At 56.8% G+C, this 13627-nt stretch carries 10 protein-coding genes; 7 read left to right on the top strand and 3 right to left on the bottom strand.

Features of this window, described 5'->3' with window-relative positions; all coding sequences use genetic code 11:
- Window positions 1-32: 32 nt before the first annotated feature.
- Window positions 33-1058, bottom strand: a complete 1026-nt coding sequence (gene cydB, locus QM579_RS03780) for a cytochrome d ubiquinol oxidase subunit II (RefSeq protein WP_414997880.1) — start codon at window positions 1056-1058, stop codon at window positions 33-35.
- A 2-nt stretch (window positions 1059-1060) separates the two neighbouring features.
- Window positions 1061-2377 (bottom strand): cytochrome ubiquinol oxidase subunit I, encoded by a 1317-nt coding sequence (locus QM579_RS03775; RefSeq protein ID WP_414997879.1) that lies wholly within the window; start codon window positions 2375-2377, stop codon window positions 1061-1063.
- Window positions 2378-2619: 242 nt separating this feature from the next.
- Here QM579_RS03775 and htpG point away from each other — a divergent pair, with 242 nt between their 5' ends.
- Window positions 2620-4599 carry a molecular chaperone HtpG gene (gene htpG / locus QM579_RS03770; protein WP_414997878.1) on the top strand — a complete coding sequence of 660 codons (1980 nt, stop codon included), beginning with the start codon at window positions 2620-2622 and terminating at the stop codon, window positions 4597-4599.
- Between the two features lie 264 nt (window positions 4600-4863).
- Here htpG and QM579_RS03765 read toward each other — a convergent pair whose 3' ends face one another.
- Window positions 4864-5937, bottom strand: coding sequence for a M24 family metallopeptidase (locus QM579_RS03765; RefSeq protein WP_414997877.1), 1074 nt, complete (start codon window positions 5935-5937; stop codon window positions 4864-4866).
- 309 nt (window positions 5938-6246) lie between these two features.
- Here QM579_RS03765 and QM579_RS03760 point away from each other — a divergent pair, with 309 nt between their 5' ends.
- The 6 genes from QM579_RS03760 to QM579_RS03735 all read left to right on the top strand — a co-directional run bounded on the left by QM579_RS03760 (window position 6247) and on the right by QM579_RS03735 (window position 13426).
- On the top strand, window positions 6247-7056 hold the full coding sequence (locus tag QM579_RS03760; RefSeq protein ID WP_414997876.1) for a dihydroorotate dehydrogenase electron transfer subunit: 810 nt from the start codon (window positions 6247-6249) through the stop codon (window positions 7054-7056).
- 307 nt (window positions 7057-7363) lie between these two features.
- A complete protein-coding gene (locus QM579_RS03755; protein ID WP_414997875.1) occupies window positions 7364-8290 on the top strand; it encodes a dihydroorotate dehydrogenase in 927 nt (308 codons plus the stop codon).
- 2 nt (window positions 8291-8292) lie between these two features.
- Window positions 8293-9423 carry a hypothetical protein gene (locus tag QM579_RS03750; protein WP_414997874.1) on the top strand — a complete coding sequence of 377 codons (1131 nt, stop codon included), beginning with the start codon at window positions 8293-8295 and terminating at the stop codon, window positions 9421-9423.
- The gene (locus QM579_RS03745) at window positions 9420-10583 is read left to right on the top strand and encodes an NAD-dependent epimerase/dehydratase family protein (RefSeq protein WP_414997873.1); all 1164 of its coding nucleotides are present in this window, start codon (window positions 9420-9422) and stop codon (window positions 10581-10583) included. The genes QM579_RS03750 and QM579_RS03745 overlap by 4 nt, the downstream gene beginning before the upstream one ends.
- Complete coding sequence (locus QM579_RS03740; protein WP_414997872.1) at window positions 10580-12574, top strand: ABC-F family ATP-binding cassette domain-containing protein; 1995 nt, start codon at window positions 10580-10582, stop codon at window positions 12572-12574. Before QM579_RS03745 ends, QM579_RS03740 begins: the two co-directional genes overlap by 4 nt.
- A 438-nt stretch (window positions 12575-13012) precedes the next feature.
- Window positions 13013-13426 (top strand): (deoxy)nucleoside triphosphate pyrophosphohydrolase, encoded by a 414-nt coding sequence (locus QM579_RS03735; protein WP_414997871.1) that lies wholly within the window; start codon window positions 13013-13015, stop codon window positions 13424-13426.
- The last annotated feature ends 201 nt before the right edge of the window (window positions 13427-13627 follow it).

Below are 13627 nucleotides of genomic sequence, written 5' to 3'. Positions count from 1 at the left end.
CTTGATTTATCACTGAAGTGCTGACGTAGCGCCTAATAGGCGTGGTCGTCGTCCAGATCCTTGGGCAGCACCGGCGCGGAGAACAAGCGGTACATCCAGAACTGGTACAGCAGCACGATGGGCACCATAACCAGAGCCACGCCAAGCATGATCTTGAGCGTGAGCTGGCTTGAAGAGCCATTAAAGGCTGTTACCGTGGCGGCAGGATCAATGGAAGAAATGATCATGCCGGGGAACATGCCCACAACACCGAAGAAGGTGACGCCCAGAATGAACAGGGCACTGAATGCCCACGCGCACCAGAGCTTGCCCGCGTGCAGCATGATGCGCGCGCCCACCAGCCCGGCAAGGGCCAGCAGTGGCAGAATCAGCAGAACGGGCATGGCCAGATAATTATCATACAGCTTGGTGTAAAAAGCCGTAAGAATAAGGAAGGCCACCAGCAGGATGAGCATGATGGGCCACACAAAGCTGGCCGTGGCTACCGCGCGGATTTGCAGTTCGCCGCGGCTCTTGATGGACAGCCACAGCGACCCGTGCAGCACGAACATGCAAAGGAAGAACACCCCGCCAGCCAAACCATAGACATTGAGCAGGGAAAGCAGGTTGCCGTGATACACGCCCTGCGCATCCACAGGAATGCCCATGAAAAGGTTGGCAAAGGCAACGCCAAGCAGGATGCAGGGCACAAGGTTGGATACAAAATGTACACAGTCCCACGCGCTGCGCCACGCATCGTGTTCGACCTTGCTGCGAAACTCAAACGATACCGCCCGGAAAATCAGGGCGAAGAGCAGCATCAGCAAAGGCGCATAAAGCGCGCTGAACATGACAGCGTAAACCTTGGGAAAAGCCGCAAAAGTCACGCCGCCAGCGGCGATGAGCCACACTTCGTTACCGTCCCAAAAAGGTCCGGCAGCGTTGTACATGATACGGCGTTCTTCTTCGTTTTTGCCCAAAAAGGGCAAAAGAGAGCCCATGCCAAGATCAAAACCGTCCAGGATAAAGTACATGGCCCACAACAATGCCCACAGCACAAACCAGATGGTTTCCAGCATGGCTACACCTCCTGGGCGTCCGGGCCCTTGATGGCAAATTTGCGCAACAGATAGATGTCCAGAATGCCGAGCAGTGAGTACACGCCGATAAAGGCGATAAGCGAGATGAGCACGTTATCGGCCGGAACCGGAGAAACGGCATCCGTTGTACGCATGAGATTATAGACGATCCAGGGCTGACGGCCAATTTCCGTCACGGCCCAGCCCACCATCAGGCCGATGTAGGGCAGCGGAATATTGAAGACAAGCAGCTTGAGAAGTACCTTGTTGGGCAGCTCCTTTTTGCGCTGAAAGAAAGCCCAGAGAGAAAGCGCCAGGAATATGCCGCCAAGGGCCACCATTGTGCGGAATGTAAGGAAGGTCGGCAGCACAGGCGGCCTGTCTTCCTTGGCAAAATCCTTGAGCCCCTTAACTTCGGCATGCACATCATCATAGGCGATCCAGCTCAAAAGGCCGGGAATGCCGATGGCCTGCACGGTATTGGTTTCATTTTCGGGGTCAGGCCACACAAGCAGATAGAAAGGCACGTCGGCCTGCGTTTCCCAGTGGGCTTCCATAGCAGCCAGCTTGGCGGGCTGATACTTGGCCACAGTCTTGCCTTGCTGGTCGCCCGAAAGGGCCAGCAGCAGCGCAAAAATGAGGGTAAACGGAGCCACCATTTTGAACGAACGGCGGAAAAAATCGGTATTGCTGCCGCGCAGCAAATGCCACGAAGAAACACCCAGAACAAAAAAGCCGCCGAGCACCCACGCCGCAAGCACCGTATGCACGAACATGCCCCAACCATAGGGGTTGGTGACAACATCGTAAAAGCTCGCCAGTTCGGCGCGGTTAGTGGCTTCATTGATGTAGTAACCCACGGGGTTCTGCATGAAACCGTTGGCAAGAATGATCCACAGGGCGGAAAGGTTGCCCGCAATGGCTACAAACCAGATGCTGGCCAAGTGCATCTTCTTGCCCACGCGGTTCCAACCAAAATGCCAGACCGCAAGAAAGGTAGATTCGAGGAAGAAGGCCACCGTGGCCTCAATGGCAAGGAGCGAACCAAAAATATCGCCCACATATTCTGAATAGCGCGACCAGTTGGTGCCGAACTGGAACTCCAGCGTAATACCGGTCACCACACCCAGGGTGAAGTTGATGACAAAAAGTTTTCCCCAGAATTTGGCCTGTTTTTTCCAGAATTCGTCTCCGGTGCGTACATAGCGGGTCTCCATCAAGGCGATGATCACCGAGAGACCCAGCGTGAGAGGCACGAAAATGAAGTGAAAAAACACGGCCACAGCAAATTGCAGACGTGAAAGCATTACGACGTCCATTAGGCCCTCCTTAAATATCCTCTTTTTTCTTACTATTTTCGCTCATTGAAGGCAAGTGATTATGAATATTAATATGGCTCAATATCCTTGGATGATGATGGGTTAAACCATTTTATCACTGTATCTATACACGCTCTTATCTACAACGCCGCCAAAGTTTTTTCAAAACTGCACCGCTTCGGCACTTGAAAAATTCAAAAGCCGCATTACCTTTAAGGATATAACTTTTCAGGAGGTTTGTCATGGCAGAGGCTGGTAAAAAACCCCGCCAGTTCCGTGCAGAGGTGCGTAAGGTTTTACATATCCTGACCAACTCCCTGTACACCAACCGTGAAATTTTTTTGCGTGAACTTATTTCCAATGCTTCGGATGCGTTGGACAAACTGCGCTTTCGCATCAATCGCGGCGAAAGCCCAAGCTTGCCCGATCTGCCGCTGGAAATACGCATAACCATCGACAAAGACGCAAAAACCCTCACCATTGCAGACACTGGCCTGGGCATGACCGCGGAAGATCTGGCCGAAAATCTTGGCACCATTGCCAAGTCAGGCTCAGAACAGTTTTTGGCTGACATTGCTGCCGAAAACGCCGCAAAGGCCAAATCCGGCAATGGCCGGGCCCATGAGGACGACGCTGAAGGCGAAGAGGCTGTGGCAGACGCTGCCAACATCATCGGGCGTTTCGGCATAGGCTTCTATTCTGTATTTATGGTGGCAAACAAGGTTACGGTCACATCCCGGCCAGCCTTTGGCGAAGACCGTTCCGCACACACCTGGACCAGCGATGGCCTTGGCACATACACAGTGACCCCGTCTGAAGACGCGGAGCCCGCACGCGGCACGGTCATCAAGGCATGGCTCAAAGATGATGCCGAAGAATTTCTTGAAAAATTCCGTGTGGAATCGGCCATTCGCAAACATTCTGCCTTTGTGCCCTTTCCTGTCTTTGTGGATGGGGAGCAGGCCAATACCCAGCCTGCCCTTTGGCGCGAACCCAAGTTTTCCATCACCAAGGAACAGTACGCTGAGTTCTACAAAGCCCTTACCTACGACAATGCTGATCCGCTGGATGAGCTGCATTTCTCGGTCGACGCGCCAGTGCAGTTCAACGCGCTGTTCTTCATACCCGCCAGCGCCCAAGATTTCTTTGGCTCTGACCGTGATTTTTGGGGGCTTGATCTCTATGCCCGGCGCGTGCTTATCCAGCACCGCAACAAAGAGCTGATCCCCGAGTATCTTGCCTTCCTCAAAGGCGTTGTGGATACCGAAGACCTGCCCCTGAACATTTCGCGCGAGACCCTTCAGGAAAATGTAGTCCTGCGCAAGATCAATCAGGTTATCGTCAAGCAGACCCTGAGCCATCTGGACAAACTGGCCCACAATGATGCGGAAAAATATAATGACTTCTGGCGCTTGCACGGCAAGATATTCAAGCTTGGCTACCACGACTTTGCCAACCGCGAACGCGTCACGGCCCTGTTGCGCTTCAATTCGTCAACGCAGGCCGACGCAGAAGCCCTGACCAGCCTTGACGATTACATGAGCCGTGCGCCTGAAGGGCAAAAAACCTTCTGGTATGTGGCCGCGCCCAACCGTGAGGCCGCCCGCCTGAATCCGCACATGGAACGCTTCCGCCAGAAAGGCATTGAAGTTCTTTACCTCTTTGAACCCATTGACGAATTCGTCATGGACGGCCTTGGCCGCTACAAAGAGTGGGAATTCAAGTCCGTTGAAGCTGCGGCAGACGATGCCCTCAAGGATTTTGCCGACAAGGAGGAAGCCGCCCGTGAAAGCGCTGCTCCCCTTTCGGACGAGGACTCGACCAGCTTTGAAGACCTGATGGCCAAAATGAAGGAACTTCTTGGCGACAAGGTTACAGACGTGCGAATTTCGCACCGCCTGGCCGACAGCCCCGCGGTGCTGGTTTCGCCCGACGGCGGCATGTCCTCTTCTATGGAAAAGCTGCTCAAGGTCATGCAAAAGGACGACTCCCTGCCAGTCAAGGTTCTGGAGGTCAACCGCGATCATCCCCTGCTCCGCAGCATGCTGCGCATGTTCAAGGCTGACAGGGACGACAAGACCCTGGCTGAAATGACTCAGGGTGTCTTTGACGCCAGTTTGCTGCTGGACGGCTACCTCAAGGACCCGCAGGCCCTGGCGGCGCGCACCAACAAACTGCTGGAAGAAGCAGCCGCGTGGTACACAGAGGTTCGCAAAATATAGCGAAGCATAGCAGCCGCTTTCAAAGCATTTTCACTTTGAGATGCTTACGGAAAAGAGACTCTTTTACATAAAAATCCCCTCTCCATACCCACACCCCACACAAAAACACAGAAAGCCGGGATTGCCTCCGGCTTTCTGTGTTTCAATCTATTGCCCATCACGCAACAGCATGCTGTTTTGCTGGCACTTTTCTGACTTGCGCGACGGTGAAATCTGACGGCGCAACAAGGGGAATACTCGCCACTGCGCCATTTTCCGGGCAGGTTACAGAATTCTAACGCCGTCCTCTTCCACAAGCACCGTGTATTCCCAGCGCACGCCGCCCCATTTATTATAATAGAGGCCAGGCTCAACGGTGACCACCATACCCGGTTCAAGCACGCCTTCAGAACGGGGCGAAAGACTTGGCGCTTCGTGGGTTTCAAGGCCAACGCCGTGTCCGAGACCGTGGGTGAAGGCGTCTGCGGTTCCGGCCTTTTCAAAAACAGCCCGCGCATATCCGTAGGCATCACACATGGGTTGCCCCGGGCGCATCCTCTCAATGGCCGCCGTCTGCGCCTGACGCACCAGATCATAGGTACGGCGAAATTCGTCGGTGGGCTGTTCCCCCACCCAGAAGGTGCGGGTCTGGTCCGAGCAATAACTGTCTACACGGCAGCCCACATCAATGAGTACCGGGCAATTGTCTGTAATGAGGTCTTCACCGGGGATGGCGTGGGGCAATGCCGCGTTTTTGCCTACAGCCACAATGTTGGAAAAAGCCAGTTCCGAAGCGCCGTTTTCACGGAAAAACCTTTCGATGAACCAGCTTATCTGTGCTTCTGTACGCCCCGGCTCCAACTGGCTTTCCACCCATTGCAACATTTTGTGGTTGAGGGCAAAGGATTTTTCCAGCGCAGCCACTTCGCAGGGTTCCTTGATACGGCGCAGATGCTCCACAAGACCGTCAGCGGCTTCGCAGTACAACCCCGGCCCGGCTTTGCGCAGATCACGGGCAAAGGCAAGGCTCACGCCCTGTGCCTCAACCCCGATGCGCCCGCCGCAGCGCCGCAGCAGACCGTAAATATCCCTGGCCGCATAGCCGCCGTAAATAAAAATGCGCTCCTCGTCCCACAGGCGGGCGGCAGCGTCCAGATAACGCGCATCCGTGGCCAGCCAGTCGCGCCCGTCTGCGGTGATGACCAGCCGCCCGGCGCTTTCATTGTACTGCGGATCGTGAAGTTCAAAACCCGAAAGATAAAAACGGTTGGCAGCCTGGCTGACAAGCAGCGCATCAAGACCACGGGCACGCATGGCCTCACGCAATTTTTCCCGACGGTTGGCGTAAATGTGGTTCATGTCAGTTCTCCTGCAAGCAGTGTAGCGCGAGTGCCCGAACCTGAAAAGTTGAAAAATGCCGTGGCTTAGATGCAGCAGCAATGCAACAAAATTCAACAGGCGCAGGCAAGCCCCCGACAAGCGCCCGAAAACGGCAGACAAACTGAAAAACTCAAATCAGGCCATACGCCGCACACTTGGTACAATCAGCGGCTTACCGGGCCATGCCGGAACACCGCCAAAAATCCACACCAAAAAAGAGTATTTAATTATCCACTTATCCGGATCCACCCGGTTGACCACCTGACCAAGTGCGCCTATACTTTTTGCATGTCGCAATCATCATCATGCGAGCTGAGTGTTCTGGACCTCGTGCCCTTTGGGCAGACCGGCAACGAAAGCCGCTTCTTCGCGCTGCGCCTTACCCGCCCTGAATGGACCAAGTGGCGGCCTGGCCAGTTTGTCATGATACGCCCCCAGTCTTTCGGCCTTGAAATTCCCTGGGCGCGGCCCCTTGGCATATGCCATATGACGGCCCGGCACATGATCTGTTTCTTTCAGGTCGTGGGCAAGGGCACCAAACGCATGTCCGAACTGCGCCCCGGTGAAAAGGTGCGCGTATGGGGCCCCCTGGGCAACGGATTCGTCATCGAACCCGACACTCCCACCCTGCTGCTGGCCGGTGGCATGGGCATCGTTCCTTTTGTGGGCTATGTGAGTGAACACCCCAAGCCCTGGAACATCAGCATGCTTTTCGGCCACCGCGAGCCCATAAGCTGCTACCCGGTAGACAGCATCAATGAGCATGTGCCGCTGGACAGCCTGCGTGAAACCGTGCCCGGCGATCTGGACAACTTCATATTTTCCATTCAGGAACGCATGGCTGAATACGCCGAGCAAAAAGGACTTGTGTTGGCCTGCGGCCCCACCCCCTTTATGCAGACCGTGCAAAAATTTGCCGCTGAACTGGGCGTGCGCTGCCAGCTTTCGCTTGAAAACCGCATGGCCTGCGGTGTGGGCGCGTGCCTTGGCTGCGTGAGCAAGACCACGGAAAAATGGCCCGTGCCCGCCAAACGCGGCGGTCAGGTGCAGGTGTGCAACCACGGCCCCGTATTCTGGTCTGACCAGATAGAACTTTAGCCCCCTGAGGGCGTCGGCACAGGTACACCTGCTTTCTATCCAGCAAGGCAGGCTGCGCCGAAAACACGCGTTCCGCCTTTGCCGTTCAAATTGCTCCTTGCAGAAATGCCAGGGTGCATGAACGGCAGGTAGAGCAGCGGGCCAAAGCTGATGCAGCGCACCGTGCCGTCTGGCGGCACAGCTTTGCTGCCAATTCGGCAAAAGCCCGTGACGGCTCACCTCAGGCGGGCACACAACCCCTCACCGCCCCGCCCCGGCGCAAAGGTTTGCGCTACGGCGGGTCTGCGTGGTTACTGGAGAACGCGGCATGGATCTTTCCGTTACGCTGAGCGGCCAGACGCATGATCTGTCCCTCAAAAATCCCATACTTACAGCTTCCGGCACCTTCGGGTACGGCCTGGAATTTGCCACGTATGGCGATCTTGCCAGCCTTGGCGGCATGGTGGTCAAGGGGCTTTCCCTTCAGGCCCGCGAAGGCAACCCCACCCCCCGCATTGTGGAAACCACTGCGGGCATGCTCAATGCCGTGGGGCTGCAAAATGACGGGGTCGACGTTTTCTGCGCGCAGAAGCTTCCCATGCTGCCCTGGCAAGAAACCCCTGTTATCGCCAATATCTACGCCGCCTCGGTTGAAGATTTCGGTCAGTTGGCAGCCCGCCTCAATGATGAAGAAGGCGTAGCCGCGCTTGAGGTCAACGTGTCCTGCCCCAATGTGCGTGAAGGCGGCATTGCTTTCGGCCAGGACCCCGGCATGCTTGCGCAGGTCACGTCCACCGTGCGCAAATCCGCGCCGGACAAGCACATCATGATCAAGCTTTCGCCCAACGTCACCGACATCACTGTTATGGCCCGCGCTGCGGAAGAAGCAGGGGCAGACAGCATATCCTGCATCAATACCCTGCTGGGCATGGCAGTTGATCTGCAAAGGCGCCGCCCGTCTCTCGCCAATGTGGTCGGCGGGCTTTCCGGCCCGGCCATCAAGCCCGTAGCGCTGCGCTGCGTGTGGCAGGTGGCCCAGGCGGTAAAAATTCCTGTGGTGGGTGTGGGCGGCATATCCTGCGTTGAAGATGCGCTGGAGTTCATTCTGGTCGGCGCACATGCCGTGCAGGTGGGCACAGCAAGTTTCATGCGGCCAGACTGCGCCTTTGATCTGGTGCAGGAACTTCCCGCCGCCTGCGAGCGCCTGGGCATATCCTCTCTGGACGAGCTGCGCGGCAGCTTGCAGTTGGGCTAGTTATGAGTCTTGATATCATCGCAGCCCGGTCGGAATCGGAACTCACCAGATTTCTTGAATTTCCCTGGACCATTTACGCCCAAAGCCCCTTGTGGACGCCCCCCATCAAGAGTCAGGAACGCGAACTGCTTACGCCAGGGCAACATCCCTTCTGGGAAAGCGCCCGGCGTGAACTCTTTCTTGCCGTGCGTGACGGACGCCTTGTGGGCCGCATTGCCGCCATTGTAGACGAAAAATACAATACCTACGCCAACGAGACCTGCGGAAGCTTTGGTTTCTTTGAATGCGAAGACGACAAGGAAGCTGCCCATGCCCTGTTTGACGCCGCCAGAAACTGGCTGGCCGCGCAGGGCATGACCTTCATACGTGGGCCGCTGAATCCGTCTGCAAACTATACCTGCGGCCTGCTGGTGGACGGCTTTGAACTTGCCCCCACCATCATGATGCCCTGGAACCCGCCCTACTACCCGGAACTGCTGGAAAGCTGGCACTTCCGCAAAGAGCAGGATCTTTTCGCCTACCTTATCGAGAGAAGCAGCTTCAATCCGCCCGAATGGCTCCACGACGAAGTGGCCCGCCTCAAGGCCGAAGGGCACTTTACCTGCCGCACCTCCAGCAAGGCCACGCTGACCGAAGACATCCGCGACATGCTGGCCCTGTACAAGGATTCGTGGGCGAACAACTGGGGCTTTTCTCCCCTTTCGGACGGCGAAGCCGAACAGCACGTCAAAGAACTGAAAAGCGTGCTGGACCCGGAATTTTTTGTGCTCTTTTTCCACAATGGCAAACCGGCGGCGGGTATGGTGGCCTTGCCCGACATGGCTCCCCTGCTCCGGCGGCTCAACGGCAAGCTCGGCCTTTCCGCCCTGTGGCACTGGTGGCGCGCGCGGCCCGAGATACGCGGCGGCTACCGCACCATTCTTTTCGGTATTCGCGAAGAATTCCGGCTTATGGGCCTGCCCCTGCTTCTGTTGGACTTCATGATGGAAAAAGCCCAGCACCGGCCTGACTTCCAGTGGGTCGAAGGCTCGTGGGTGCTTGAGGACAACGTGGCCGTCAACGATCTTCTTGAAGATTTTTCAGGCCGCCTCAACAAGCGCTACCGCATTTACCGCAGGAACATCGAAGCATGAGTATTCCGGCTCCCGGCACTGACATGAAACAGACAGACGCCTCATCTCTTGCAACCTCCAGCACGCCTGCCCCTGACGCTGCTGCACACCTCAAGGGCGTCAAGGTTCTGCTTACGGGCGGCACCGGTTTTGTGGGGCGGCATCTGCTGCCGCAGTTGCTGGAAGCTGGCGCGCACGTTACCTGCCTCACCCGGGCAAGCTCAAGCACGCGCGGCCTGCCTGAAGGCGTAGCTGTGGCCCAGGCCGATCTTGCCAGCGGGCGCGGCCTTGCCGAAGCCCTTGCCGGGCAGGATATGGTCATTCATATGGCCGCCCTTCTTTTCGGGCTTGGCTGGCAGGACTATCTGCGCGCCAATGCCCAAGCCGCCGCCTCTCTGGCGGAGGCAATACGTCAGTCTGATCTTACCGCCGCAACAAACGGGCAAGCAGGCCTACAGCGGCTGGTGCTGGTGTCCAGCCAGGCGGCCACTGGCCCCGGCGGTACGGCCCCCGGCGTAAGTGATACAACGTTGCCCGCGCCAGTGTCGGCCTACGGCTGGTCCAAGGTACTTACAGAGCAGATTCTGGGCCGCATTTTGGGCGATCGCATGGTCACGCTCCGTCCCCCCATTATCTACGGTTCGGGCGACAAGGGCCTTCTGCCCGTGTTCAAGGGCGTCATGCGCGGTGTGGCCGTAAGCCCCGGCTTTGGGCGAGATTTTCCCGTCAGCGTCATACACGCGCGCGATATGGGGCAGGCCGTTATTTGTGCCTGCCACGCCGAGGCGCAGGGAGTCTATCACCTCAGTGACGGACGCGCGCACACAATGGGCGGCTTTTGCCGCGGCATGGGTTCTGCCATTGATGCCGCACTGGCACGCGAACCGCGCAAGGTGCGCATCATCCGCATGCCTTTGCCCGTCATGGCCCTGACAGCCGCGCTTTCATCAGCTTTCGGCATCACTGCCGACGCTCTGCTGTCCCACTTGCCCGCAGCTTTTGGGGGCCGTCTGCACCGCGCGCCCAACTGGAATCTGGATAAATACCGCGAAGCCCGTCAGGCTGGCTGGCTTTGCGATGGCAGCCGCATTCGGCGCGAACTTGGCTTTACCCCGTGCATGAGCCTTGAGGCTGGCATGGCTGAAGCCGTGGAAGGCTACCGCCGTGAGGGTTGGCTGTGAAAATAACGATTCAGGAACTTTCCAAATCATTTGGCGGACGGGACATCTTCAACAATTTCTCGCTGGAGGTGGATTCCGGCGTGCGCCTGTGCGTATGCGGCCCCAACGGCACGGGTAAATCCACATTCTTGCGCTTGCTGGCCGGGGCGGATTCCGCTGACGGCGGGCGGGTCATCCTGCCGCGCGGCTGCCGCATGGGCTATGTGGAACAGGAACTTTCAGAAGACGCCCTTAATACCCCCCTGCTCACCTATGTGCTGGACGTGCTGCACGACTGGAGCGACTTCTGGACCCAATGGGAAGAAGCCGCCGCAGACAAGGACGAATCGCGCCTTACCGAACTCATGCACCGCCAGGGCGAGCTGGAATCTCTCTATGGGTATAATCCAGAGCACAGGGCCAAGGCCGTGCTTTCGGGCCTGGGCTTTGCCGAGCACAAGTGGGGCCGCACCCTGCGCGAACTTTCTGGCGGCTGGCGCGAGCGCGCCAAGCTTGCCCGCGTACTCACCGCAGGAGCCGACGTGCTGCTGCTGGACGAACCAACCAACCATCTGGACATGGAAGCCGTGGAATGGCTGGAGTCCTTTTTGCTGGACTTCAAGGGCGCTCTGGTTTTTGTGGCGCATGACCGCCGTTTTATGGACACGGTGGGCACCCATGTGCTTTACCTCGGTCTGGCGCGTCCGGTTTTCCGCAAGGCCACCTATACCCAGTTTCTGACCCTGCAAGACGAATACAACGCCCAGCGCGAGCGTGAAGCCCGTGCCCTCAGGGAAGACCTTGATAAAAAAATGGCCTTTGTGGAGCGTTTTCGCGCCAAGGCCACCAAGGCGCGCCAGGCAGGTTCCCGGCAAAAAATAGCAAAAAAGCTTGAAAAAGAACTTGAGGATTACAGACCGGAACCCAAGCGCAAAGAACTGAATTTTTCCTGGCCCGAAGCGCCGCACTCTGAAAAAATCGTTCTGGCCGCTGCTGATCTGGATTTTCATTTTGGCGACGGCAAGGTTATGTGGCCGCCCCTGACCTTTACCCTGTACCGCGGCCAGCGCGTGGCTCTGGTGGGGCACAATGGCTGCGGCAAATCAACGCTGCTCAAACTGCTGGCAGGCACACTTGAGCGCTGCGGCGGCAATCTCGCCACAGCTACACAGCTGCGCATGGGATATTACACCCAGCACCAGATGGACACCCTGCGCGAAGACACAACGGTGCTCGGCGAAATACGCCGTCTGTCCGACCCCCGCACTACGGAAGAAGAGCTTATGAGCGTGCTCGGCCTCTTCCTTCTCGGGCAGGACTACTTTGACCGTCAGGTCAGCGCCCTTTCCGGCGGTGAAAAAAGCCGGCTTGTGCTGGCAAGTCTGTTCCTGAAACGCTGCAATTTCCTGCTGTTGGACGAACCTACCAACCATCTTGATCTTGAAAGCCGTGAAGCTCTTGTGTCGGCCCTGCAAAAATTCAATGGCACTCTGCTTATGGTCGCCCACGACCGCTGGCTGCTCTCGCAGGTAGGGGCGGAAGCCTGGGAACTTGACAAGAAGGGCCTTACCGTGTTCTCCGACTTTGCCTCCTATGACGCAGTGCGCCGAGCCCGTATGACGGGCACATCTGGCAACGCGGATTCGGGGCGGAGCACTGGTGCCGCGCAAGACAGTTCATTGACGGGAGACGCCCAGGGGCTTTCGCGCGACGAACAAAAGCGTCTCAAACGTGAGCAGGCCGAAAAGCGTAATGCGATGCACAAGGAAATGAAGCCCTTGCAAACCCGCTATGACGCTATGGAAAAGGAACTGGCCAAGGTGCTGGACGAGCAGGGCACAACCGAGGCTCAACTGGCTGACCCTGAAGTATATGCCGATCACGCCCGTTCCTCTGAACTGCTGAAGACGTTTGAAGCCTGCAAAAAACGCGGTGAAGATCTTTTTGAAGAAATGACTGCTCTTGAAGAGCACATGGAAGCCGTGCGCGCACGGTGGAATACGGAAGGCTAGGCCAAGGTTGGGGGAGCGGCGTTACGCCGCAAGCCAAGGCAAAGTCACGCTGAAAATACCGCATTTGTATATTTTCAGAAATACGGGCCGTGAGCAGCGGGGATATGCAGCTTCACAGCAGCGGCGCAAAGCACAAGCCTTTGAGCCAACTATCTCCAACAGCTCTGGTCAGCGAAGCATGTCACTACAAAGCACGGTTATCATAACGGAACCCTGCTTGTACGCGGCGCCAATTTTAGCGCCAACTTCACGTGGCCAAACTCTTTTGGGCAGTTTCAGGCTGAAAACGCCGGGCTGCCCGGCGGTCAATTAACCAGACCGCCAGCCGCAATGCGGTATGGATTCTGCCGGAAACCACATCTTCGGCAGAATGACAACTTTGAAGTGTGAAGCATTTCAAGGTTAATCTGCTCTAGAGATCAAAGGAAAGCATCGGGGATGGATTACACGCAAACAATTGACGTGGCGGCGGGCATCATATGGCGCGGTGGGCATTTTCTTGCCTCCCAACGTCCCACGAACAAGATAATGGAAGGCTACTGGGAATTTCCCGGCGGCAAGCTCGAAGGCAATGAAAGCCCGGAAGAAGCGCTTAAGCGTGAACTGGCTGAAGAACTGGGCATAGGCGTGCGCGAAGCCAGTTACTGGCAGTGCGTTGAACACCGCTATGCAGACCGGAACCTCAACGTGCGCCTGTACTTTTTTCACGTTACCGACTTCGTGGGCGAACCTTGCGCCGCCGAAGGGCAAAATCTGCGCTGGATCAGCCCGGACGAAGCGCCAGCGCTGGGTTTTCTGCCCGCCGACGCTGGCGTGCTCGAACAGATTCTGACCCTCAACACCTTCTGCTAGACCATCCGTACAGCAGAGGAGTTTGCATCATGTGCCGCTCAGTGGACTGCCAGCCCGCAGAGCATTTTTACTCTGAAAAAGTTTACATGCTCTAGGTGATGTTTCTAAATAAATGATTTTGACCCAACGGCAAGGAAAAAGGTCTTTTTTACGAAAGGAGTGTACTTTTATGGTACATGACTGGAGTAAAAAATGGCCTTT

This window comes from Desulfovibrio sp. (assembly GCF_047607245.1).
Taxonomy (GTDB): Bacteria; Desulfobacterota; Desulfovibrionia; order Desulfovibrionales; family Desulfovibrionaceae; genus Desulfovibrio.
The sequence above is the reverse complement of the archived record's forward strand: the minus strand, read 5'-3'. Positions and strand labels throughout refer to the sequence as shown.